The sequence below is a fragment of the Cupriavidus sp. 2TAF22 genome (assembly GCF_052115045.1).
In the GTDB taxonomy this organism is placed as follows: domain Bacteria; phylum Pseudomonadota; class Gammaproteobacteria; order Burkholderiales; family Burkholderiaceae; genus Cupriavidus.
Genome location: NZ_JBFRFX010000023.1, coordinates 88,980 through 111,590, shown reverse-complemented (window position 1 = coordinate 111,590; position 22,611 = coordinate 88,980). Strand labels below are relative to the sequence as shown.

At 62.9% G+C, this 22,611-nt stretch carries 17 protein-coding genes; 11 read left to right on the top strand and 6 right to left on the bottom strand.

Features of this window, described 5'->3' with window-relative positions; translation table 11 throughout:
- Nucleotides 1-394: 394 nt before the first annotated feature.
- Both poxB and AB4Z48_RS25540 read right to left on the bottom strand, forming a co-directional pair.
- Complete coding sequence (gene poxB / locus AB4Z48_RS25545) at nucleotides 395-2,122, bottom strand: ubiquinone-dependent pyruvate dehydrogenase (RefSeq protein ID WP_441619121.1); 1,728 nt, start codon at nucleotides 2,120-2,122, stop codon at nucleotides 395-397.
- Between the two features lie 169 nt (nucleotides 2,123-2,291).
- The gene (locus tag AB4Z48_RS25540) at nucleotides 2,292-3,203 is read right to left on the bottom strand and encodes a LysR family transcriptional regulator (RefSeq protein ID WP_441619119.1); all 912 of its coding nucleotides are present in this window, start codon (nucleotides 3,201-3,203) and stop codon (nucleotides 2,292-2,294) included.
- A gap of 96 nt (nucleotides 3,204-3,299) precedes the next feature.
- Between AB4Z48_RS25540 and AB4Z48_RS25535 the strand changes: the two genes are divergently transcribed.
- From AB4Z48_RS25535 to AB4Z48_RS25500, 8 genes are all read left to right on the top strand, one after another.
- Nucleotides 3,300-6,764: a molybdopterin-dependent oxidoreductase gene (locus AB4Z48_RS25535; protein WP_441619117.1), complete on the top strand. Its 3,465-nt coding sequence runs from the start codon at nucleotides 3,300-3,302 to the stop codon at nucleotides 6,762-6,764.
- A 71-nt stretch (nucleotides 6,765-6,835) separates the two neighbouring features.
- The gene (locus AB4Z48_RS25530; RefSeq protein WP_441619115.1) at nucleotides 6,836-7,774 is read left to right on the top strand and encodes an ornithine cyclodeaminase family protein; all 939 of its coding nucleotides are present in this window, start codon (nucleotides 6,836-6,838) and stop codon (nucleotides 7,772-7,774) included.
- Nucleotides 7,775-7,823: 49 nt separating this feature from the next.
- Nucleotides 7,824-9,269: a short-chain fatty acid transporter gene (locus tag AB4Z48_RS25525; protein ID WP_441619113.1), complete on the top strand. Its 1,446-nt coding sequence runs from the start codon at nucleotides 7,824-7,826 to the stop codon at nucleotides 9,267-9,269.
- Between the two features lie 140 nt (nucleotides 9,270-9,409).
- Complete coding sequence (locus AB4Z48_RS25520) at nucleotides 9,410-9,820, top strand: FKBP-type peptidyl-prolyl cis-trans isomerase (protein ID WP_441619111.1); 411 nt, start codon at nucleotides 9,410-9,412, stop codon at nucleotides 9,818-9,820.
- Between the two features lie 93 nt (nucleotides 9,821-9,913).
- Nucleotides 9,914-10,504 carry a DUF1294 domain-containing protein gene (locus AB4Z48_RS25515; protein WP_441619110.1) on the top strand — a complete coding sequence of 197 codons (591 nt, stop codon included), beginning with the start codon at nucleotides 9,914-9,916 and terminating at the stop codon, nucleotides 10,502-10,504.
- Between the two features lie 345 nt (nucleotides 10,505-10,849).
- Nucleotides 10,850-12,631, top strand: a complete 1,782-nt coding sequence (locus tag AB4Z48_RS25510) for a putative bifunctional diguanylate cyclase/phosphodiesterase (protein WP_441619108.1) — start codon at nucleotides 10,850-10,852, stop codon at nucleotides 12,629-12,631.
- Between the two features lie 8 nt (nucleotides 12,632-12,639).
- Nucleotides 12,640-14,064, top strand: coding sequence for an HDOD domain-containing protein (locus AB4Z48_RS25505; RefSeq protein ID WP_441619106.1), 1,425 nt, complete (start codon nucleotides 12,640-12,642; stop codon nucleotides 14,062-14,064).
- 269 nt (nucleotides 14,065-14,333) lie between these two features.
- Nucleotides 14,334-15,086 carry an alpha/beta fold hydrolase gene (locus AB4Z48_RS25500; RefSeq protein WP_441619104.1) on the top strand — a complete coding sequence of 251 codons (753 nt, stop codon included), beginning with the start codon at nucleotides 14,334-14,336 and terminating at the stop codon, nucleotides 15,084-15,086.
- A 112-nt stretch (nucleotides 15,087-15,198) separates the two neighbouring features.
- Here the strand turns inward: AB4Z48_RS25500 and AB4Z48_RS25495 are convergent, their stop codons facing one another.
- Entirely contained in the window at nucleotides 15,199-16,194 is a 996-nt protein-coding gene (locus tag AB4Z48_RS25495) for a GlxA family transcriptional regulator (protein ID WP_441619102.1), read from the bottom strand.
- Between the two features lie 414 nt (nucleotides 16,195-16,608).
- Nucleotides 16,609-17,004 (bottom strand): CoA-binding protein, encoded by a 396-nt coding sequence (locus AB4Z48_RS25490; protein ID WP_441619100.1) that lies wholly within the window; start codon nucleotides 17,002-17,004, stop codon nucleotides 16,609-16,611.
- A gap of 622 nt (nucleotides 17,005-17,626) precedes the next feature.
- On the opposite strand from AB4Z48_RS25490, the gene AB4Z48_RS25485 reads away from it, so the two are divergent.
- The 3 genes from AB4Z48_RS25485 (at nucleotide 17,627) to AB4Z48_RS25475 (ending at nucleotide 20,537) form a co-directional block, all read left to right on the top strand.
- Nucleotides 17,627-18,331 (top strand): response regulator, encoded by a 705-nt coding sequence (locus AB4Z48_RS25485; protein ID WP_441619099.1) that lies wholly within the window; start codon nucleotides 17,627-17,629, stop codon nucleotides 18,329-18,331.
- A gap of 5 nt (nucleotides 18,332-18,336) precedes the next feature.
- Nucleotides 18,337-19,644, top strand: a complete 1,308-nt coding sequence (locus AB4Z48_RS25480; protein WP_441619097.1) for an ATP-binding protein — start codon at nucleotides 18,337-18,339, stop codon at nucleotides 19,642-19,644.
- A 92-nt stretch (nucleotides 19,645-19,736) separates the two neighbouring features.
- The gene (locus tag AB4Z48_RS25475) at nucleotides 19,737-20,537 is read left to right on the top strand and encodes a MipA/OmpV family protein (protein WP_441619095.1); all 801 of its coding nucleotides are present in this window, start codon (nucleotides 19,737-19,739) and stop codon (nucleotides 20,535-20,537) included.
- A 214-nt stretch (nucleotides 20,538-20,751) separates the two neighbouring features.
- On the opposite strand, the gene AB4Z48_RS25470 is transcribed toward AB4Z48_RS25475, so the two are convergent.
- Both AB4Z48_RS25470 and AB4Z48_RS25465 read right to left on the bottom strand, forming a co-directional pair.
- Nucleotides 20,752-21,153, bottom strand: a complete 402-nt coding sequence (locus AB4Z48_RS25470; protein WP_441619093.1) for a C40 family peptidase — start codon at nucleotides 21,151-21,153, stop codon at nucleotides 20,752-20,754.
- 218 nt (nucleotides 21,154-21,371) lie between these two features.
- Nucleotides 21,372-22,604: a class I SAM-dependent methyltransferase gene (locus tag AB4Z48_RS25465; protein WP_441619091.1), complete on the bottom strand. Its 1,233-nt coding sequence runs from the start codon at nucleotides 22,602-22,604 to the stop codon at nucleotides 21,372-21,374.
- Between the last annotated feature and the right edge of the window lie 7 nt (nucleotides 22,605-22,611).

Genomic DNA, 22,611 nt, shown 5'->3' with positions numbered 1-22,611 from the left:
ACGAGGTTCCCACTCTAGCGCAAGTTAGCGCCGCGGTGGCGCTGCCGTGCATGGTCTGGCGCACGCGGCGCGCCACCCTGGCGGCCAGCTTGCAGGCGGGCGCATTCCGTTGTACACCGGAATGCACCCGCCGCGCCGGCTCATGCCGCAGCGTGAAGTCCCGCTCGAAGACGCGCTGGACTACGACTGACGGGGCTGAGTCTGCTGACGCCCCGACATCCGCAAGAAGTTCGTGATGCAGGGCGCGGAGCCGATGCAGTACACGCCGGAGTCGTTCGGCAAGTTCGTGGTGGCCGAGTACCAGTCCTGGCGCCCGATCGTCAAGGCCAGCGGCGCGCGCATCGGCTGATGGCCTGCAGCGAAGCCCTGCCGCCCTGTGGCCCTGCCGCCTGCCCTATCGCCACAGGTTGGACTTCGCCAGGTCGACGATCTCGCCGCCGCGCCCGTCGATGATCGCGCGCAGCAGGTAGAGGCTGAAGCCCTTGGCCTCCTTGGTGGTGATGGTGGGCGGCATGGCGAGTTCGAGCCGGTTGGTCTTGACGTCCACTACCACCGGGCCGGGGCGGCTGAATGCCTCCTGCAGCGCCGGCGCCACCAGGCCGGGGTCTTCCACCCGGATGCCGGGGATGCCCGCCGCCGTGGCGATCGCGGCGAAGTCGGTGTCGACCATGTCGGTATAGGTGTCGAGGAAACCCGACGCCTTCATCTCCATGGCGACGAAGCCGAGGTTGCCGTTGTTGAAGATCACCACCTTGACCGGCAGGTTGTGCTGGCGCAGCGTGAGCAGATCGCCCAGCAGCATGGAAAATCCGCCGTCGCCGCACATTGCCACCACCTGGCGCTGCGCGAACAGCGCCTGCGCACCGATGGCCTGCGGCAGGGCGTTGGCCATCGAGCCGTGGTTGAGCGAGCCGATCAGGCGGCGCTGGCCGTTCATGGCGAGATAGCGCGCGGCCCATACCGTGGGCGTGCCCACGTCGAAGGTGAAGACCGCATCCGGCGCCGCGTTTTCGCTGATGCAGCGAGCCAGGTACTGCGGGTGCACCAGCCCGCTGCCCGGCGCGCCGGTGGCAAGGTCGTCCAGCGCGGTGCGCGCCTTGCGGTAATGCTCGAGCGCGCGGTCCAGGTGGGCGCGGTCGCTCTTTTGCCCAAGCAGCGGCAGCAGACCCTTGATGGTCTCCTTCACCGAGCCGACCACCCCGTGCGCCAGCCGGCAGCGGCGGCCGAGGTTCTCGGCGCGGATGTCCACCTGGATGATCGTGGCCTTGGTCGGGTAGAACTGCCGGTACGGGAAGTCCGTGCCCAGCATCAGCAGCGTGTCGCATTCGAGCATGGCGTAGTAGCCCGAGGAGAAGCCGATCAGGCCGGTCATGCCGACGTCGAACGGGTTCTCGTACTCGACGAATTCCTTGCCGCCGAGCGCGTGCACCACGGGCGCGTTCAGGCGCTGCGCCAGCGCCACCACTTCGGCGTGCGCGCCTTCGCAGCCGCGCCCGCACAGCAGGGTGACGCTGCTGGCGGTATCGAGCAGGCGCGCCGTCACCGCCAGTTCCTCGGCCGGCGGCACCGCCGCGGGCGCTTCGGGCAGGGCCAGTTCCAGCAGCGCCGGTGCCTGCACTTCCATCAGGGCGATATCGCCAGGCACCACGATCACCGCCACCCCGCGCTGGCCCAGCGCGGCGCGCATGGCGGACTGCATGATGCGCGGCAGTTCTTCCGGGTTGCTGACCATCTCGCAATAGTGGCTGCAGCCGCGGAACAGCTCCTGCGGGCGGGTTTCCTGGAAATACTCCGAGCCGATCTCCGAGCTGGGGATGTGCGCGGCGATGGCCAGCACCGGCACCCGGCTGCGGTGCGCGTCGAACAGGCCGTTGATCAGGTGCAGGTTGCCGGGGCCGCAACTGCCGGCGCATACCGCCAGCTTGCCGCTCAGGTGGGCCTCCGCGCCAGCCGCGAAGGCCGCCACCTCCTCGTGGCGCACGTGTAGCCACTCGATGGTCTTCTTGCGCCGCAGGGAATCCGTCAGGCCGTTCAGCGAATCGCCGACGAGGCCGTAGATGCGCTCGACGCCGGCCACCGTCAGGATGTCCGCCATCATGTCCGCCACCGTGGTTCCAGCCATGCGTGTTCTCCTGTCGTGGGTGTGCCCGGGTGCACGCGTATCGCTCAAGGCGCCGTGCACCGGCACAAGACAGGATAGGCGGCGCCGCGCCCGCCGGCATAGGCTCAATTGCCGTTTCGCCACGGCATGCGGGAATTCCGGCGGCTAGCGCCGAATGCCGCAGCCGGACCTAGAACCTGGCCTTTTCGCGCAGGGCGCCGCGCAGGAAGTCCGCGAGCGCAACGACATTGCCCGGCGTGGCGGGCTCGCGCCTCCACGCCAGGCCAACGTCCATCGACGGCACCTTGTCGGCGATGCCGCGCCGCACGATGCGCTGGCCCTCCAGCGACCATGGCCGGTAGACCAGGTCGGAGAGGATGGCGACGCCGCGCCCGGCCGCCACCAGGCTGCGCACCGCCTCGATCGAGCAACTCTGGTAGCGAACATCGGGCGCCAGGCCGTATTGGCCCCAGTACTTGCCCACCGTGGAAATGTGCTCGTCCATGTCGAGCAGGATGTAGTCATGCCGCGCCACGTCGGCCAGCCCGATGCGCTCGGCCGTCATCAGGGGATGCTCCGGATGGCCCCACAGCTGCCGCGCGGAGCGCAGCAGTGTTTCGCAGGTGACATGATTCAGGCCGGGCAGGTTCGACACCAGCAGCAGGGCGATATCGATCTCGCCGTCCAGGATGCCCTGCTCGATGTCGTGCCGCTCCCGCTCCAGCACCGACAGCCGGAGCTTCGGGAATTTCCGCTCGAATGCCGGCAGCAGGCCCGGGAGCACATAGGCCGTGATGGTCTCGGTCACCCCCAGGCGCACCGTTCCGGTGATCTCCACCGGCGCGACGGTGATGGCCTCCACCGCATCCAGCACGGCATCCCCGATCTGCTGCGCATGCCGGAGGAAACGCGTGCCGGCTTCGGTGAGACGCACGCCGCTGGCATGCCGCGTGAACAACTGGACGCCCAGTGCCTCCTCGAGGCTCTTCAGGGACGACGTCATCGACGACTGCGACACATGGCAGCGAAGTGCCGCACGCGACACCTGCCCGGACTCGGCCATGGCCACGAAATGCTGCAGTTGCTTCAATGTGGGTAGCATCGATTTTTCCGATATTGCTTTTTCAAAATTAAGAATTAGAAATACTTCGCCATGCTAGCTAGCATCCGGTCAGGAGACAAGATGCGGTGACCAGCAATGAGCAATGAAGACAAGCACGGCTACTGCACGTTGTGCCGCTCCCGGTGCGGGACGGTGAACGTGGTGGCGGACGACGCCCTGATATCGGTGCGGCCGGATCCCGCCCACCCCACCGGCAAGGCCATGTGCCTGAAGGGCAAGTCGGCGCCCGAGCTGGTCCATAGCGCGGAGCGCATCCTCTATCCGATGCGGCGCACCCATCCCAAGACCGACCCCGATCCCGGCTGGGCACGGATCTCCTGGGAAGAGGCCCTGGCGGAGATCGCCCGGCGCATGCTGCAGGCCCGGCGCGATGGCGGTGCCGAGTCGGTGGCCTTCGCCGTGACCACGCCCAGCGGCACGCCGCTGAGCGACAGCATCGACTGGATCGAACGCCTTATCCGGCTCTTCGGCAGCCCCAACACCTGCTACGCCACGGAGATCTGCAACTGGCACAAGGACTACGCGCACGCCTTTACCTTCGGCTGCGGCATGCCGACCGCGGACTACCGGCATGCCGGGCTCATCGTGCTATGGGGTCATAACCCGACCAACACCTGGCTGTCGCAGGCCGAGGCAATCGGGGCCGGCAGGCGCGCCGGCGCGAAGCTGCTGGTGATCGACCCCAGGGAAACGGCGCTGGCCGGCCAGGCGGACCAATGGCTGCGCGTGCGGCCGGGCACCGATGCCACGCTGGCGATGGCGATCGCCAACCTGTTGATCGAAGCGAACGCGTTCGACCTGGACTTCGTCCGCCAGTGGACCAACGGCCCGCTGCTAGTGCGCAGCGACAACGGACGCTTCCTGCGGGGGCGCGACCTGGGGCTGCCGGATGGCGATGCCTACCTGGTCTGGAACGCGCAGACTGCACGGGCGCAGACGTCATCGTCGCTGGCGGCGCAGGATTTCCAGCATCTTGCGCTGCGCGGTTCGTTCAGCGTGGATGACGCCAATACACCGGGCACAGCCATCGGCTGCCACCCTGCTTTCGAGCTCTATGCCGGCGAATGCGCCCGCTACCCGGCAGCCCTGGCCGCGCAGCTGACCTGGGTGGACGAAGGAGATATTCGCCATGCCGCCAGCTTGTTCGCCTCGGCCGGGCGCGTGGCCTATCACGCCTGGTCCGGCGTCGGCCAGCATGACAACGCCACCCAGACCGACCGCGCGATCGCCTGCCTGTACGCCCTGACCGGCAGCTTCGACCGCAACGGCGGCAACCGCATCTACCAGAAGCCGCCCTACAACCCCGTCAGCGGCTCCGGCCTGCTGCCCGCCGGGCAGAAGCCCAAGGCACTCGGCTATGCCGAAAGGCCGCTGGGCCCGCCCGCGCAGGGCTGGGTCACCGCGCGCGATCTCTACCGGGCCATCCTGCATGCACAGCCTTACAGCGTGCGCACGCTGGTGGCGTTCGGCACCAATCCCCTGCTGTCGCAGGCCGACGTGGAAGATGGCGAACGGGCGCTGCGCAGCCTCGACTTCTATGCGCACTGCGACCTGTTCGAGACGCCGAGCGCGCGCTACGCCGATATCCTGCTGCCGGTGAATACGCCGTGGGAGCGCGAAGGCCTGCGCATCGGCTTCGAAATCTCCGCCGAGGCGGAACAACTGGTGCAACTGCGCCAGCGCATGGTCTCGCCGCGCGGCGAATCGCGCTCGGACAATGACATCGTGTTCGACCTCGCGACCAGGCTCGGGCTGTCGGAGGCCTTCTTCGGCGGCAGCCTGGAAGCGGGCTGGAACCATATGCTGGCCCCCTCCGGGCTGAGCGTCGAGCGGCTGCGCGCACAGCCCGAAGGCATCCGCGTGCCCGTGGCCGACATGGAACGGAAGTACGCGGCAAGGCCGCGCGAGCGCGCCTTCGATACGCAGACCGGCCTGGTGGAGTTGTACTCCGAACTGTTGCTGCGCCACGGCTATCCCGCCTTGCCGCGCCCGGGCCAGCCTGCCGGCGAAGCTGCCGGCCCCGCAGGCGAGGGCTTTCCCTTTGTGCTGACCTCGGCCAAGAGCGGCTACTACTGCCACAGCCAGCATCGCGGCCTGCCTTCGCTCAGGCGCAAGGCCGCGCAGCCGGAAGCGGAAATCCCGACCGCACTGGCGGCCGCGCGCGGCATTGCCAGCGGCGATGCAATCCGCGTGACCACGCCCGCCGGCAGCGCCCGCTTTATCGCCAGGGTGAGAGAAGGACTGCATCCGCGCGTGGTGGTGGGCGAGTTCGGCTGGTGGCAACGCTGCGACGCCCTCGCCCAGGGTCCCTTGCCGGTATCCGGCCAGGGCAACAGCAACTACAACGCACTGATCAGCGCGGACAGCATCGACCCGGTCAGCGGCTCGGTGCCCCTGCGCGCCTTTCGCTGCAATGTGGAACGCGAGCCCGGGCTCGACGAGGCGCGGCGCAGGTGGGATGGCTATCGCGCCTTCCGCGTGGCCGGCCTGGCCAGGGAAGCACGCGAGGTCACCTCCGTCTTCCTGGAGCCCGCCGATGGCGGCGGCTTGCCGGATTTCCAGCCCGGCCAGCATGTGACGATCAGGCTCGCCATGCGGCCGGGCGGCGAAGAGGTGGTGCGCTCGTATTCCCTCACCGGCCCGGCCACGGTGCCGGCACGGCGCGGCTACTCGATTTCCGTGCGCCGCGCCACCGGCATGACGGCTACCGGCGAAGCCGTGTCCGGGCGCGCATCCTCGTATATCAACCAGAGCCTTGCGGTGGGCGATGTGGTATCGCTGCGGGCGCCGTCCGGCAACTTCGTGATGCCGGTGCGTTCCCGGCGGCCGCTTGTGCTGCTGGCCGGCGGGATCGGCATCACGCCGTTCATCTCGCTGCTGGAATCCCTCGCGGCCGCCAGCGATCCGGGCCATCCGGTCGATCCGGTCGATCCGGTCGATCGGCCCAGGATCCTGCTGCTGTACGCGAACCAGAACGGCCAGGCGCACGCCTTCCGCTCGCGCATCCGCGCGCTGCGCGAGTGCATCACGGGGCTGGAGGTGATCGATTTCTACGACCGCCCCGACGCGTGCGATCGGCCCGGCATCGACTACGACGTGGCCGGGCGTGTCAGCGCCGGCCATGTCCCGCCGGAATGGCTCGGCGCCCGTCCGCTGGTCTATATGTGCGGCCCGGCGCCGATGATGAGCGCCTTTGCCGATGCGCTGGCGGCCAGGGGAATGCATCGCTCCGACATCTTCCGCGAGGTGTTCCGCTCCCCCGAACGCACGGTGTCCGGTCCCGAGCAGCAGTTCAACGTGGTCTTCGCGAAATCCGCCACCGCGCGCGTCTGGCGCTCGGCCGACGGACCCTTGCTGGGGTTCGCCGAAAGGCTGGGCCTGGCGCTGCCCAGCGGATGCCGGGTCGGACAGTGCGAAAGCTGCGCCGTGCCGGTCGTGTCGGGCCGCGTCCTCCACCTGCATGGCGAAGAGCCGGAGGATGCCGGCGTGTGCCTGGCATGCCAGGCGATCCCCGCGAGCGACATCGTGCTGGATGCCTGATCTCATCCGCGCCGGCGGCGAGCGGCCCGCAAGCCATCACACGTTCCCTCCCCAACTCCATCACGTAAAACATGCAGATACTCGACTCCGACACCACCCGCGCGCTGCTGCCGTTCGATGCGCTCGTGCCCGCCTTGCGCGACGCCTTCATCCGCGGCTGCGAGGTCCCGCAGCGCCACAGCCATGCCATCGGCACGCCCGGCGAGGCGGCAGGAACGGTGCTGCTGATGCCGTCCTGGCAGCCCGGCGCCTACCTCGGCGTCAAGACGGTCACCATCTATCCGGGCAACACGCAGGCTGGGTTGCCGGGCCTGTACTCGACCTACCTGCTGCACGATGCGCGCACCGGCAAGCCGCTGGCGATGATCGACGGCAACGAGATCACCTCCCGCCGCACCGCCGCCGCGTCGGCGCTGGCGGCGTCGTACCTGAGCCGCCGCGATGCGTCGTCGATGCTGGTGATCGGCGCGGGGCGGGTGGCGAGCCTGCTGCCCTATGCGTATCGCGCGGTTCGGCCCATCGAACGCGTAGCGGTATGGGACATCAACGCGCACCAGGGCGAGCTGCTGGCGGCAAGGCTGCGGGCCGACGGCTTCGACGCCCGCTTTGCCGCATCGGTTTCGCACGGCTGCGAAGGCGTCGATATCGTGACCGCGGCCACGCTCTCCACCGTGCCCATCGTCCGGCGGACCTGCCTCGGCCCCGGCACGCACCTGGACCTGATCGGCGGCTTCACGCCAGCCATGCGCGAAGCGGACGATGCCTGCTTTGACGCAACCTCGGTGTTCGTCGACACCGGCGAGGCGGTCCTCAAGGCGGGCGACCTGCTGCACCCCATCGAACAAGGCGTGCTGCGGGCGGCCGACATCCGGGCGACGCTGGCGGACCTGTGCCGGCAAGCCCATCCGGGCCGCGCGGACGAGCAGGAAATCACGGTCTTCAAGGCAGTCGGCACCGCGCTGGAAGATCTGGCGGCCGCCGTCATGGCCTATGAGGGATTCGAAGGCTAGCGCGGCATCGTGCCGCGCGCAAAGCCATGGCAATGCAAGGAGACAGTAAATGAAAAGCGCACCCCTATCCCTGGAAAACGGGGACAACCCAAGCCGCGGCGGACTGGAACGGCTGGCCATCAAGGTCACCGACTGGTCCGAGCGCTGGTTCCCCGATTCGTATATCTTCGCCGCCATCGCGGTGGTCGTCGTGGCGCTCGGCGCCATCGGCATCGGCGCGTCCACGCAGAGCGTGGCGCAGGCCTTCGGCGATGGCTTCTGGAGCCTGATACCGTTCACCATGCAGATGGCGGTGGTGGCGATCGCGGGGTACGTGGTGGCGGCGTCGCCGCCCGCGTCGCTGCTGATCGCGCGCCTCGCCGCCTTGCCCGGGACGGCGCGCGGCGCCGTCGCCTTCGTGGCACTGGTCAGCCTGCTGACCTCCCTGCTGAACTGGGCCGTCAGCCTGATCTTCAGCGGCCTGCTGGTGCGCGCCATCGCGCGGCGCACCGGGCTGCGCGTGGACTACCGGGCCGCCAGCGCGGCCGCCTACCTGGGCATGGGCGCCACCTGGGCGCTTGGCCTGAGTTCGTCCGCGGCGCAGTTGCAGGCGAATCCGGCCAGCCTGCCCAGGTCGCTCCTCGATATCACCGGCGTGATTCCGTTCGCCGAGACGATATTCCTGTGGCAATCGATGGCAATGACCGCCGTGCTGATCGTGGCCTCCCTGCTGGTGGCTTACTTCTCCGCGCCCACCGGGGAGCGCGCCCGCACCGCGAAAGACATGGGCGTGGACCTGGACGATGCCGGCGATGTGACCGGGCGCCCGACGCGCCCCGGCGAATGGCTCGAATACAGCCCGCTACTGACACTGCTGATCGTGGCGCTCGGGACCGGCTGGCTGGTGCACGAATTCACCACCAAGGATCCGGTCCTCGCGATCTCCAACCTCAATACGTACAACTTCCTGTTCCTCATGCTGGGGATGCTGCTGAACTGGCGCCCCAAGCGTTTCCTGCGGGCTGTCGCGAGGTCCGTACCATCCACCGCCGGCGTGCTGATCCAGTTCCCCCTGTACGGCGGCATCGCCTTCATGCTCACCAAGGCGGCGGGCGTGGATGGCGCTAGCCTGTCGCACCACCTGGCGTCGGCCTTCGTCTCGGTGGCCACCAGGGAGTCGTTCTCGGCGGTGATGGGCGTCTATTCGGCGGTGCTGGGATTCTTCGTACCCTCCGGCGGCGGCAAGTGGGTCATCGAGGCGCCGTACGTGATGCAGGCCGCCAACCAGCTGCAGGTCCACCTCGGCTGGGCGGTGCAGGTGTACAACGCCGCGGAGGCGCTGCCCAACCTCATCAACCCCTTCTGGATGCTGCCGCTGCTGGGTGTGCTCGGGATCCGGGCCAAGGACGTGGTCGGCTTCACCTTCACCCAATTGCTGGTGCACGCGCCGCTGGTGCTGTTCATGCTGTGGGCGTTCGCCGCGACCTTGCCTTATCGCCCGCCCGTGATGCCATAGGCTGCGCTTGCCGCCTGGTGTGGCCTGGTGTGGCCTGGCAGGAAGCGTAAAAACCGGGACTGCCCCCGTCCCGGTTTAAGATGCTGGTTTTGCGGCCGGCCCGGCCGGCGCATCCGACTTCCCACCCAGCCAAGCCAACGATGAAGAAGATCTCCCTGCTCCTCGCCGCCCTCGCCTGCGCCGGCGCCGTTCACGCCGCAGCGCCTGCCGGCCCCGCGGAAACCCTGCCTTCCGGCATGACCATCCAGCACCTGGTCAAGGGCACCGGCCCCTCGCCCAAGGCCTCCGACACGGTCAAGGTCCATTACCGCGGCACGCTCACCGACGGCACCGAGTTCGACAGTTCCTACAAGCGCGGCCAGCCGATTTCGTTCCCGCTCAACCGGGTCATCCCGTGCTGGACGGAAGGCGTGCAGAAAATGCAGGTCGGCGGCAAGGCCAAGCTGGTCTGCCCGGGCCCGACCGCCTACGGCGCGCGCGGTGTGCCGGGCACGATCCCGCCCAATGCCACGCTGAATTTCGAGGTGGAGCTGCTGGGCATCGGCGGCTGAACGGACAAGAACGCATGGCCTGCCACCGCCGGCCATGCGTGATGCGTTCCCGCATCAGTTAGACTTGGCCATCTCGGAATATGAATAACAGGGATGAGAAAAGCCGGACGGATCAAATCCTGGAATGCCGACAAGGGCTACGGTTTCATTGAGGTTCACGCCCAGTCGAAAGATGTTTTCCTTCATGTCAGCTCGCTGCAGAATCGCAGCGCCGTGCCCCGGGCTGGCGACCGGGTATCGTTTGAGATCACGACGAGCAAGGAAGGCCGCCCGCAGGCAAGCCGGGTTTCGATAGCGGGCGCCCCGAGGCAGGCAGCAGCGCAGGCATCAGCGCAGGCAAGCCTGCTTCCAGCGGTGACGGGCGCGTTCGCCCTGGCCACGGTGATCGGCATTGCCCTCGCAGGTTACCTGCCGCGCGGCGTGGCGCTCCTCAGCCTTGCCCTCAGTGTGACGGTGTTCGCGCTCTACGCCATGGACAAGGGCCGCGCAGCCCGCAGGGAGTGGCGTGTTCCCGAGGCAAACCTGCATCTGCTCGCCCTCTTCGGGGGCTGGCCGGGCGCGCTTGCGGCCCAGCACCTGTTCCGGCACAAGAACCAGAAGCGGGAATTCCAGTTCATCTTCCGGGCCACCGTGGCGCTGAATGTCGGGGCGATGATCCTCTGGATCACGGCAGTCCGTGCATGAAGCGCGCGCTCCGGACGAATGGCCCGCCGGATGCCCGGGCCACCTGCTGTTTGAACGTTCAGGCCCGGGCTTCCGGCGGAACTCCGGACTGTCGTACAAAAGCAACAAAAAGCTGGCGCGAAGCAAGTCCCCGGGCGGCTCCGGTATTTTCCCCGCCCAACGCTGCGCATACGAGGGCAGGCACGGCCCGAATAGCCGGAATACCTGAAAATCCGTGTCGCGGTCTTTAGAATCGGGCCTGGCCGTAACGCGCTGCCCGCCAAAGCCGATTCCCATTATTCGGGTGATTATGGTATTAGTTTCAGGCTGAGGCTAGCCCACAAAGGACTACGAGTTAAAGATCCCATGACATCGTATACGTATGATGCTGTTCTGACGGACGTACCTCCGCATTCGCTATCTTCCGTCGGGAATCCGCACGTATCGTCTGATGTATCGGCGCAGGACGCCTGGGCACTGCTCGAGACCTCCGGTGGACTGGCTTTGCAGGTCGACACCGCGGGGAGAATCCTGTCCGCTACCGAAGCTTCGGCACAGCTGCTGGCGTACCCCCGGGAATATCTACTCAAATCGTCGGTACTCGACCTAGTCTCGCTCGAGCAGTGCGAACAGCTCGCGGCGATGCTCACGGCCTGCGAGCGCGACGGCGACGTCAAATGCGGCCAGGTCAGGTTCCTGGGCGGAATTGGCGAAAGCCGGTGGCTGGACCTCCGCATCGCCCCCTGCGCGAACGACGACGGCAACGCGTATCTGTCCTTGTTCGGGCACGACGTCACCCACTGGGTCAGTAACGAACGACGGCTCATCGACGAATCCTTCCTTGACCCCCTGACGGGCGTAGGCAACCGCGCATTGATGAGCAAGCGCATTGCCGAATGCTTTGCGCAAGCCGGGGCAGGAACGGCGCCCTTCGCCGTTGCCTTGATGGATCTCGACGGGTTCAAGCGGGTGAACGACTCGCTGGGCCATGAATTCGGCGATGCCTTGCTCAAACAGGTCAGCCTGCGCCTGCTGGGCACCGTGGGTCCGGGGGATATGGTGGCGCGGCTGGGTGGTGACGAATTCGTGCTCCTGCTGTCCAGGGTCGCATCGGAAGCGGCTGCCGTCGCCACACTGGAACGAATCATCCACGTCTGCAGGCAACCGTTTCATCTCGCGGGCTGCCAGGTCCGTGTCACCACCAGCATCGGCCTGACCTTCGGCACACACGCATCCCAGTCCGAGTCGCAACTGCTCAAGCATGCAGACCTGGCCATGTATGACGCAAAGGCCCAGGGCAAGAATCGCTACTGCGTATACTCGCCGGAACTCGGCCATCGCCAGGACGAGCAGTTCCGCATAGAGCAGGCCATATTCGAGGCTATCCAGAACGGCGAGTTCGTTCTCCACTACCAGCCTATCGTGTGGCCCGAATCCGGCAAGGTCTGCGCGGTCGAGGCGCTGATGCGATGGGAGCGAAAGGCCGAGCCCATCCCGCCGGACGTATTCATTCCAATTGCCGAGCATAACGGACTCATCAATCACCTCGGAGCGTGGGCGCTTCGGTGCGCTTGTGCGCAGCTCGCGGGATGGGACGCCCAGGGGATGCAGGTGGGATATATATCGGTCAATGTCTCGCCCGTTCAGTTCAAGCATCCGGGATTCGCCGCCAGCGTCAGAAGGGCAATTCACGACGCCGGCATCAGCGCCGAACGCCTGGTTCTCGAGATCACGGAAAGCGTATTGATGACTGACCCCGAGGCAGCACAGGAATTGCTGATGGAATTACGCGCACTGGGCGTCCGGTTCGCGGTTGACGATTTCGGAACCGGTTACTCAAGCCTGTCCTACCTGCGGCGCTTCCCGCTATCCGCGTTGAAGATCGACAGGAGCTTCGTGGCCGACATGATGGACTCGCCGCATGCGCGGACCATCGTATCGGCCGTGCTCTCGCTGGCGCGGGAACTCGGCCTGGTGGCAATCGCGGAGGGCGTGGAATCGGTAGAGCAAAATCAGCTGCTGGCCAGGCACGGATGTGCGCTGGTTCAGGGGTGGCTATATTCGAAGGCGCTCAGCGCGCCGGATTTTGAGAGCATGACTCGGGCCGGTCAATTGTTATTTGACGATTCCCAGGCATTTGCGAAATAGATGCCATCATGTCAAAGAAACAGTTCTTCGAAATGCTCTGGAGCCGAATGGCTCAGCAAGGGGACTTCCCCACACTGCAGTTCAGCATTGACAACATATTCAAGACGCTGAACAGCGACAGCAGCGTCGGCGAGATGGCCGCCGGCGTACTGTCTGACTTCAGCCTGTCGCAGAAGGTCATTCGGCTGGCCAATTCCGCCATGTACCGCACTTTCGGCGGGGAGGTGACGACGGTATCGCGCGCCATCCTTGTGCTGGGTGTCGATGCGATAAGCCATCTCTCGCTGGGGGTCCAGCTTCTCGAGTATTTTTCCGGGGTCGCCGCCAACCGCCCGCAGGCTGCCAAGGCATTGCAGCAAACGCTGATTGCCGGCGAGCTCACAAGGGCCCTGAGCAACGCGCAGGGCATAGGCCAGGCGGAAGAGGCCGTGGTCTGCACGTTGATGCATCACATGAGCCGCCTGCTCCTGGTCTTCTACTTTCCTGAAGAATGGAATCAGATCCAGGATTCCTGCCAGGAAGACGCTGCCGGGGAAAGCGACGCAATCCAGCGTGTGCTGGGCGTGACGCTGGAAGACATCGCGCAGGCGGCCGCCATCAAATGGCGGCTGCCGTCCCTGATCGCGACCTCGATGACGCGGGCGAGCTTCGACAAAGAGACACCGCTGGAGTCCCATGCCGACTGGCTGGGTGCAATGGCCAAGGTTTCATCGCAGGCCGCGGCGCTGATCTGCAGCGGGGAACCGGAGGATGTCGTCCAGGCCGCGATACTGGAGCTCGCGCAAACGCTGGGCCTGCAACCCGAGGCCATCGAAATCGCGGTAGCGCAGGCGCAGACACTCAATGCCTCGATGCGCGACGCCGCATCCGCGGACACCGCCGAGGCGGTCGCGCCAACGAACTCAGCCAAACCGCACGACGCTCTCGCGCGCCTGCGGCAGAGCCTTGGCGAGATACAACGCGAAGGCGGCGAGCTGCCAATTTCCGAACTGGCCCCGCTCGTTCTCGAATCCGCCATGCGGGCACTGAACTTCTCGCATTGTTTTCTCATGCTGCTGAACCCGAAGGCAAAGCGCTTCGGGGCGCGTATCGGATTTGGCGACGGCATGCGAGAGAAACTGGAGGCGCTATCGTTCGAGGAGGGCTTTGTCCCGGATATATTCCACTTTGCCGCCACCGCGCGCAAACCGCTGGTGATCGAAGATTCCTTCGACAAGGAAATTGCCCACCGCGTGCCCCGCTGGTACCGTGAACAGTTGCCCGATGCCACCTCGATCCTGCTGGCCCCGGTGACCATCAGGAATCGCTGCGTCGCACTGATCTACGGAGACTGGGGCACGACCGCTTGCGTGGGCGGCTTGTCGGAGGAGGAACTGGAAGCGATGGAACTCCTGACACGAGAAATCTCATCGAGCTTCCTCAGGTCTGCCTGACCCTTCAAGCGGCGCAGTCCCCGGCGGCACTTGCGAAAGGTCGGCGGGATGCCCGGACATCTTGTGCAATTCCCGGACAATGCGCAGTCAGGAAGGGACACCTCCCCCACCTCGCAGTGAGATATCCCGCCTGGGGACATAGAATCGTGATGCTGTGGTGAGGGAGTGTCGCCAGGAAGATCCTGGCTCACCGTACAGCGGCAACGAGATGCATGCGCATCTGTGGAGAGTCGACTGTGAAATGCTTTGCGGTGAACGGAGTGAACGGAGTGAATCTCAACGTCGTCGAACGAGGCGAAGGAGCCCCCATTGTCTTCATTCACGGACTGGGAGCAAGTCTCGAAAGCTGGGATGAAGAGGTAGCGCACTTTGCAAAGCAGCACCGCACGATTGCGTATGACGCCCGCGGGCATGGACAGTCAAGTCGCGGAGGAAAGTTCGGTCTCGAACATCATGTCGAAGACCTCAGGTGCCTGCTGGATGCACTCGGGATCGATCACTGCACCGTGATGGGAGCTTCCATGGGCAGTTACATCGCCCAAGGCTTCGCCGCCACATATCCGCAGCGGGTCAAGGAGTTGGCCCTGATTGTGACCAAGAGCAATGGTGCAACGTCCTCTTCCGCCCGCATCCTTGAGGAGCACAAGCTCGAGGTGGAGCACCTGACACATCGGGAAACGCAAGAGTTCCTTCTTGGGTTCGCCTTCGGACCCTATGTGGACCCTATCAAGAAGGATGCTCATATCAAGAGGCTTATGCGCTCTCTTCTATCAGAAGACGAGATGGCCGCGGCGGGGGGCGCACTCGTCGGCTTCGACTTCCGGGGAATTCTCCCCAAGATCAGTGCAAAGACCATCGTTATCTCAGGAGCGCACGACCGGCTCAATCCGCCGCAGGAGGGCGCAGCCTGCGCTTCCCTCATTCCGGGTAGCCGGTTCGTTGAGCTCAGCCGGTCTGGACATTTCCCGGTAGTTGAACAAGCGGACGACTACTTCCAGGCATTGGACAGCCTGCTTGGCTAACAAAGGCAATGTGTCGAGCTCTCATTAGTGCCACGTTGCCATGGGCTTTGCGAATCGCAAGAATAGACCTGTACATTGGTAGCTAGGGTGAACCGCTTGTGTTGCTTTGGCATCAGGAGATGTCAACTCCCAATGCCCCGACCCTCCCGGTCACGCCGCAATGCGGAAGCCGCCTGTATTCGGCCGGCGAAACGCCAAGTCGCCTGAGGAAGGCTCGCCTGAGGCTATTAGGGTCACCGAAGCCCGTAAGGGCAGCCACACGTTTTAGCGGATTCCTGGTCTCTTCGAGCATCCTGCGTGCGGCATCCAGTCGCGCTCCCTCAACGAAATCCGCAGGCGTCACGTTGCACTCCTGTTTGAAGATGCGGGCAAAGTTTCGCGTGCTCATCCCCGCATGGGCGGCCAAATTATCCACTGAAAGCTGCTTGTTCAGATTTTCCACCACCCAATTCTGGACATCCCGAATCACGCTCTTCTCTGCAGTCTGCGCAGCCAGATGCGCACTAAACTGGGATTGGCCACCGGGCCGCTTGAGGAACATCACAAACGCACGGGCAACTTTCAGGGCAATCGCTCGCCCAAAGTCCTCCTCTACCATAGCAAGCGCCAGGTCCAACCCTGCCGTGACGCCAGCGGATGTGTAGATATTTCCATCCTTCACATAGATCTGGTCCGGCTCCACCTTTACCTTGGGGAACATTCGGCCCAGCCTGGCAGTTGAGTTCCAATGTGTTGTTGCACGTCTTCCATCCAACAACCCTGTGTGCGCCAAGAGAAGCGGTCCCGAACAGACCGAACCAATCCGACGAACCGTCTTGGCGTAGCGATTAAGCCAATCTCGTATTGCGGTGTCCTTTTCAGCAAGATTCACCAAAGGACTACCGGCGATCAGAAGCGTGTCTATATCGGGGCTGCTGGTATCAAGCGTAGCATCCGGCGTAATCTTCATTCCGTTCGATGCAGTCAGAATGCCGGGCGTTGGCGACACAATCTCGAACTGGTACGCGCCTGGATTTCCTGCCTGACGCGCAGCCTCGTTGAAGACATCGATAGGCCCGACCAAGTCGAGCATCTGGACACTCGGGAAAGCAAGTACAGCGATTTTCATAGCAACAACAGACGTAGATGGCCGGGCGACCGCCTCAAAGGGAGAGAGAGAAAGAGAGCGATACCGCTCCCGCCAGTCGGCAATCGGTAACGTGCAGACGCATCAGCGCGTGCCGATATCCGTAACCGAGCCTTCTCTCCGCAACTGCCGACGCTCATAGTGTCGACAGAACGTGAACTCCGCAGTAAGCAAGACGATACGTTGGCGGAGAAACCACAGGCGAGCACTTCGTCGTACATAAGCGAGAAAGGGTTTTGCAGGCCAGGCCAAACCAGACCACGGCCCGCCTCGCGGTCAGCTCCCGGAGCATGCGGGGATCTTTCACAGTCAGAACATAGTTCTTCGATGCTTGGTTTTGTAATGCGCGACTCCCCAGACTCTTGAGAAGATGCAACAATCGGAGGACCGGAGCGGCTATTCTCCCCACAGCTTCATTAGCTCAATCTTCGGACAGCGATTCTGCACTGCAAGCAGCCACCCCATACGGGCCCACTTCACCGCCTCGCTATTAACGATGCCAAGCTGGAGCCACACCCCACGAAGCCCAAGAAGAACTGCCTCTACGACCTCCGGCGGGACATCACGGCTTTGCCGGCAAATATGAGCCCATTGAATCCGTTCGCCCACCTCCGCCAGCTTTGCCGCTGCATCAGTCAGGCTGGAATGGCATAGCTCGCCCAATACTCTTTGGCCCGCGTGACGGGGATTGACGGGCACGATGCGAAAGCCATCGCGCTGCAGAAATCTGGCTACTTCATAGCTAGCTGTGTCTGGAATGGTGGAGAGGCCGACAATTGCGACGGTTTTCATTGCCAGTATTGCGCGAACTTCACATATTCCCCCATTGAATACTTCCCTCCTTTGTTTCGAGATGCTCTCCCTCCAAAAATCGATATCAACATGTGTTGGCCTCGCCTGTACCGTAACTCTGCATCAGCATGGTCATGACATCCTCCCAACCGTATCTATGCCTCAAACTCTACGTCTTTCCTTCCAGGATTTTTTTCACAACTTTGTTTGAATTTGTCGAAAAATATAATGTGTATTCAACGGCTACTTTAACGGTGGGCGCAACGATGCGCATCGTATGCCGCGCCCCGCCGAGGGACGAGGCGTCGCAAAAGACCATCCCACCGGGAGCCTGGGCTACGCGCCGAGCCTTTCATCACTTTCGAGCTCGATTGGTCTGCACTCAAACTTAGCCAAAATTATGGCAAATCCAGCCATATATGCTGGTGGTAGCACACGCCAGCTTTCACCTTGCTGGTGTGCTAGGCAGAATGGCAAATTCGGCGCGCCGGCTCTCATAAAGTGATGCAGATGTTCTCTTCTGCGGCACTGCATGCCGTGGTGCCGATTTTGATAGGTGAATATGGCGCTTGCCGCTGCGAGACTCGGTACGCGCGCCAAGGCCTAGACGATGGATGTGGGGATGGACAGTACGAAGCGCAGACTACTGCTCGTAGAGGATGACAATAGGCTAGCGAAACTCATCTCGGAGTATCTGAGTGAATTCGACATTGCGACGAGCACGTGCAATCGCGGGGACGAGGCCATAGCCGCGTATCAGGAACTGAAGCCAAACCTGGTTGTTCTAGACCTGATGCTACCTGGGCTGGACGGAATGGAAGTCTGCCGTCGCCTAAAGCAAATCTCGTCGGTTCCGATTCTCATGCTGACGGCACGTAAAGACCCTTACGACCAGATCGTAGGTTTGGAGTTGGGTGCCGACGACTTCGTAGCCAAGCCCGTCGAGCCGAGAGTCCTCCTGGCACGGGTTCGGGCCCTGCTGAGACGTAGTGAACAAAACTCCGCCTCCATTCGACACGAGAACTTGAAGATTGGGGGTCTGGAAATTCACTTGAGCGACCGCCGAGTCGTCTGGCGTGAGGAGACCATCCCACTTCGCACCAAGGAGTTCAACCTCCTTCTTGTGCTGGCGCGGCAGGCCGGAACTGTACTAGATCGAGACCAAATTCTTAAGGAGCTGCGTGGCTTTGGCTTTGACGGCTTCGACCGGTCGGTTGACAACTACATTTGCAGGCTGAGACGTCACTTCGAGGACTCATGGGATAAGCCTGAACGCATCAAGACCATTTGGGGCCAAGGCTATTTATTAAGCCCTTCGGCCTGGTAGCAACCGTGCGACGCTTCCTTATCCGATTGTATGTATTTGTCCTGGTTGCCACTTTTTCCGCAATTGCATTGGTGGACCTTGGCTTGCCGCGGGTCTTCCATAGCCGGTACACCGAGATGCAGCGGGAGGCCGTTCAAGGGTACTCCGACCTACTCTCGCAACGCATCCTCTCCCATCCATACGCCGAGTGGCCGCATGTCATCGACGATCTGAATCTACGCAGCCGCAACCGGCTTTCGCTGGTATCAATTCCTCCGTCCGACCTCATACACGAGCAGGACCTCGCAGACCTGCACGATGGTCTCCCGGTGTTCGCAGCCGACGGCAACGCTTTCTACCTGCGCCTTGGCTCGACAACGTTAGCCGCCCGCGTTGGAAAAACAAAGTTCAGAACACAGGCCGTCTTCTACGCCGCGTACGGAATTGTCGCAGCGCTGGTTCTCGCCGCAAGCTTGTTATGGGTGCGTCGCCATTGGACTGAACTGGATTCACTAAGCTCTGTCGCCGAAGAGTTCGGGCACGGCGACATGTCCGCGCGCTCGCAGCTCCCCCGAACATCCTACATATCCGGACTAGCTAGCCGTTTCAATCAGATGGCCGATCGCATCGAACTCTCTTTTGAGGCGCAGAAGCATCTGATGAACGCCGTGTCCCACGAACTCCGCACGCCAATCTCTCGCGTCGCCTTTGAGCTAGAGCTATTGAAGTCATCCACCTCTCTAAGCAAGGTACATGCGCGCGCGGAAGCAATGCATGGGGATATCAAGGAACTGGAGTCGCTCGTAGCCGAGATTCTTGAACTCGGCCGCCTGGAGCACCTGCTGCCGGGCGTAACTCGCGCACCGTTCGATGTCCAACCCGTCATCGAGATGGCGATAGAGGCAACCAGGCCTGAGGCCGCCGCTGCGAACATTTCTGTCCACGCCCAGCTTAATGGCGTTTCCCGTCTATGCGGCGAATCGCACGGCATTGGCCGCGCCCTCGCGAATCTTCTTCGTAATGCCATACGCTACGCCACCAGCAGTGTGGTGATCACTGTCCTTGAGACGTCAGGTCATACGGTCACCATCTCCGTGGAGGATGACGGGCCCGGCGTCCCTGAGGGTCAGAGAGTGCTGGTCTTTCAGCCATTTCATCGTCTTGACAGCAGTCGCGACAGACGCACGGGTGGCCATGGCCTCGGCCTCTCTATCGTCATGCAGGTCGTGAAAGCACACCATGGGTCCGCCGTATGCGAGCAGTCCAAACTGGGGGGCGCTCGCTTCGTCATGCTTCTTCCTGGAGCGTCCGCCGACGGACGCAAGATGGCCTGACAACTGGAGACAAATCTACACAAAGCCATGACCCACGCAGGCAGGCTCCATTCGTATAGTCGGATGCACTATCAACCTGCCTGTTTTTTACCATGCGCAATCTACTACTACTCCTCGGCTGCTGTACCTTCGGTTTCGCCGCCGCATCCACCGTGGATAATCAGACTGGGAGTCAATCTCCATCGTCGACGACGTCATACAGCGTCGGCCTGGCCGGGGGTGTCGTGCCGAGGTACCTGGGCAGCAAAGACTACCACGCGGTGGCACTTCCTACCTTCGCCGTGACTTTGCCGAATGGACTCTTTGCCTCCGCGACAGACGGCATCGGAGCCCGTTTCAGTTCATCCAGTGGCTTTTTTGGCAGTGCTGCATTGACCTACGATCTGGGACGAAAGGACGAGAATCGACCTGGGCTCCCGGGCTCCGACCACCTGCGCGGCATGGGTGACATCAGCGGCTCCGCTGTCAGCGTCCTCCAACTGGGCTTTTCCCTGACCCCGCAGATCTCCCTCACCTCAACTTTCAGGGTTCCGCTCACGCACCGCGAGCGCGGAATCACTTCTCGTACCGCAGCGAAGTTCGACTTGGCAAAGACTGACCGGGATGTTGTTTCCCTTGATGTCGGCGTGCTCGCCGGAACCCGCAAGTACAACCAGACCTTCTTTGGAGTAACGGGGTCGCAAGCTCTCACTTCGGGCTTCAATGAATACGCCGCCCATTCCGGCGTATATGGCGCCGACTCGAGACTCGTCTGGACCCATAAGCTGACAAGCAATTGGGCTATCACCAGCGCAGTTTCGGTTACTGGCTTGCTCGGCGATACGGCGCGAAGCCCAGTTGTCCAGCGACGCCTTGCTGTGTACGCGCTATCGTCAGTCAACTACACTTTCTAAACAGGCTTCGGCCTGTCCGTGCGAGTCTGATGAGGCTCGAAGCGAAACAAACCGTCTGGAAGCGAATCGGTGACGACGACACCGCGAAACGCTTCCAGCCTATGACCGCCGTCAAGACCTCCGGTCAATCAAAGATTGCATTCATTGAAATTTCCGTTGGCAGATACGGCCCCTCAGGTGTTCGCGGCCGTATCGCGGCATCCAGATGCAGGCCTCACGGGCCGCAGACACACTGAGGACAGCGCCTGACACCGTTTACGATCGACCGCCACCGGAAGGAACGAATCGACCCGTACTCGACGGTCCCGCACTTGCCGAGTACGTGAACGAAGGCGCCTTCGGACAACAGGATTCCCACGTGGGAGAACGCTCTCATCTCGGTATTGAAGAAGACGAGGTCGCCCGGCAACGCCTCGGACAGTTCTACGCGCGGGAGCAGTTCTGCCGCCATCATCAAGTTCGCGGGGAACGCTCGTTCCGTTGTCTGCTCAATCACGTGGCGGACAAAGCTGAAGGCGCCGAAACCGCTTTCCAACGTTCCCAGGCCCGTGACGCAGCGATGACCGACCATGTTCTCGGCGTAATTGGCAATCGGGTTACTGCTATGGCGCACCATGCCCCCTTACACAGGAACATCAACGCGCCTGGCCTGGTCGAAGCGACCGTGCCAGTATTTCGCATTCATGCTCTCAGCCCGCACTGCGCCTCCCTCCGCTTCAGTTTCCCGAAATCCTTGGCGCATGGTCATATGGCTTCCGAAGGCCAGACGAGAGTTGAGCGACTCGCAAGATCAGGTCGCCACGACAGCAAGTCGCTAGCCGTGGGACCTGACTATTACTCCGTCTTTCGGTACATGTACTTCCGCGACCAGGGGATGGACCCCGCGTTGCGACGAGCCTTCTGCCCAACGACCTGGTAGATGGCCACGTTGTCGACATCAAACGCAAACGCGCAACCCGCCAGGTATACGCGCCAGATTCGATACTTCTTCTCACCGATGGCCTCGCGAATCTCCGCGGCCTTCTCCTCAAAACGCTCGGTCCACATAGACAGGGTCTGTGCGTAGTGCCTTCGCAGATTCTCGATATCGAGCGCCTCGATTCCGCCCTCTTGCATCGCCTTAAGTGCCAACGAGATATGAGGTAACTCACCCTGCGGGAAGACATACTTATCGATGAATCCGCCACCGCCATGGGGCGAGTCTGCACTAGAGGCATCGCTTGATGTGATGCCATGATTCATCACGACCCCACCCTCCGACAGCAAGGAGGCGACTTTCCCGAAATAGCGCGGCAGATTCTCCAGGCCGACGTGCTCGAACATGCCAACACTGGTAATCCGGTCAAAGGTACCCGCAACGTCGCGATAGTCCTGCAGGCGAATTTCGATCGACGACGCTAGACCGAGCCTCTCCACCCGCTCTTTGGCAAAGCGATACTGATTCTCGGAGAGGGTGATGCCAACGCACTTCGCCCCGTATTTCTGGGCGGCGCGAATGACAAGGGCACCCCATCCGCAACCGATATCCAGCAAAGTCTGCCCTCGCTGGACGCGAATCTTCGTCAGAATGTGGTCAATCTTCTTTAACTGGGCGGAATGCAGGGTCTCGCTTCCATCCTCGAAGTAGCCACACGAGTACACCATGTTCTCGTCCAGCCAGAGACTGTAGAACTCGTTGGAGACATCGTAATGATATTCAATGGCGGCCTTGTCTTCGTCCTTGGAATGCCCCAATCGCCGGACTGTCTGGGCCAATCGGTCCCACGTGCCCCCATCGTCCGAGCCCAATTCCGCGAGGCGATAGCCCATATGGATAATGTCGGTGATGTCGCCATCAACATCGATTCTTCCTTGCACATACGCTTCACCAAGACTGTCCAAGCTTGGCGATACAAGGTAAGGCAACGCTCTTGAGTCGCGTACCGACAACGTTACTTTCGGGTTCCCGAAGCGTCCCAGGTCGAAGGCGCTTCCGGTCCATAGCTTGATCCGCACCGGGACGTCCGCATCTTTTCTGACCCGAGCAACCCACCGTTCCAACCCTGCATCAACAGCCATTCGCAGCATACATATC

Coding starts and splice junctions, on each gene's coding strand:
- poxB (WP_441619121.1), bottom strand. CDS start 2,122: ATGGCTGGAACCACGGTGGCGGACATGATGGCGGACATCCTGACGGTG.
- AB4Z48_RS25540 (WP_441619119.1), bottom strand. CDS start 3,203: ATGCTACCCACATTGAAGCAACTGCAGCATTTCGTGGCCATGGCCGAG.
- AB4Z48_RS25535 (WP_441619117.1), top strand. CDS start 3,300: ATGAGCAATGAAGACAAGCACGGCTACTGCACGTTGTGCCGCTCCCGG.
- AB4Z48_RS25530 (WP_441619115.1), top strand. CDS start 6,836: ATGCAGATACTCGACTCCGACACCACCCGCGCGCTGCTGCCGTTCGAT.
- AB4Z48_RS25525 (WP_441619113.1), top strand. CDS start 7,824: ATGAAAAGCGCACCCCTATCCCTGGAAAACGGGGACAACCCAAGCCGC.
- AB4Z48_RS25520 (WP_441619111.1), top strand. CDS start 9,410: ATGAAGAAGATCTCCCTGCTCCTCGCCGCCCTCGCCTGCGCCGGCGCC.
- AB4Z48_RS25515 (WP_441619110.1), top strand. CDS start 9,914: ATGAGAAAAGCCGGACGGATCAAATCCTGGAATGCCGACAAGGGCTAC.
- AB4Z48_RS25510 (WP_441619108.1), top strand. CDS start 10,850: ATGACATCGTATACGTATGATGCTGTTCTGACGGACGTACCTCCGCAT.
- AB4Z48_RS25505 (WP_441619106.1), top strand. CDS start 12,640: ATGTCAAAGAAACAGTTCTTCGAAATGCTCTGGAGCCGAATGGCTCAG.
- AB4Z48_RS25495 (WP_441619102.1), bottom strand. CDS start 16,194: ATGAAAATCGCTGTACTTGCTTTCCCGAGTGTCCAGATGCTCGACTTG.
- AB4Z48_RS25490 (WP_441619100.1), bottom strand. CDS start 17,004: ATGAAAACCGTCGCAATTGTCGGCCTCTCCACCATTCCAGACACAGCT.
- AB4Z48_RS25485 (WP_441619099.1), top strand. CDS start 17,627: ATGGACAGTACGAAGCGCAGACTACTGCTCGTAGAGGATGACAATAGG.
- AB4Z48_RS25475 (WP_441619095.1), top strand. CDS start 19,737: ATGCGCAATCTACTACTACTCCTCGGCTGCTGTACCTTCGGTTTCGCC.
- AB4Z48_RS25470 (WP_441619093.1), bottom strand. CDS start 21,153: ATGGTGCGCCATAGCAGTAACCCGATTGCCAATTACGCCGAGAACATG.
- AB4Z48_RS25465 (WP_441619091.1), bottom strand. CDS start 22,604: ATGCTGCGAATGGCTGTTGATGCAGGGTTGGAACGGTGGGTTGCTCGG.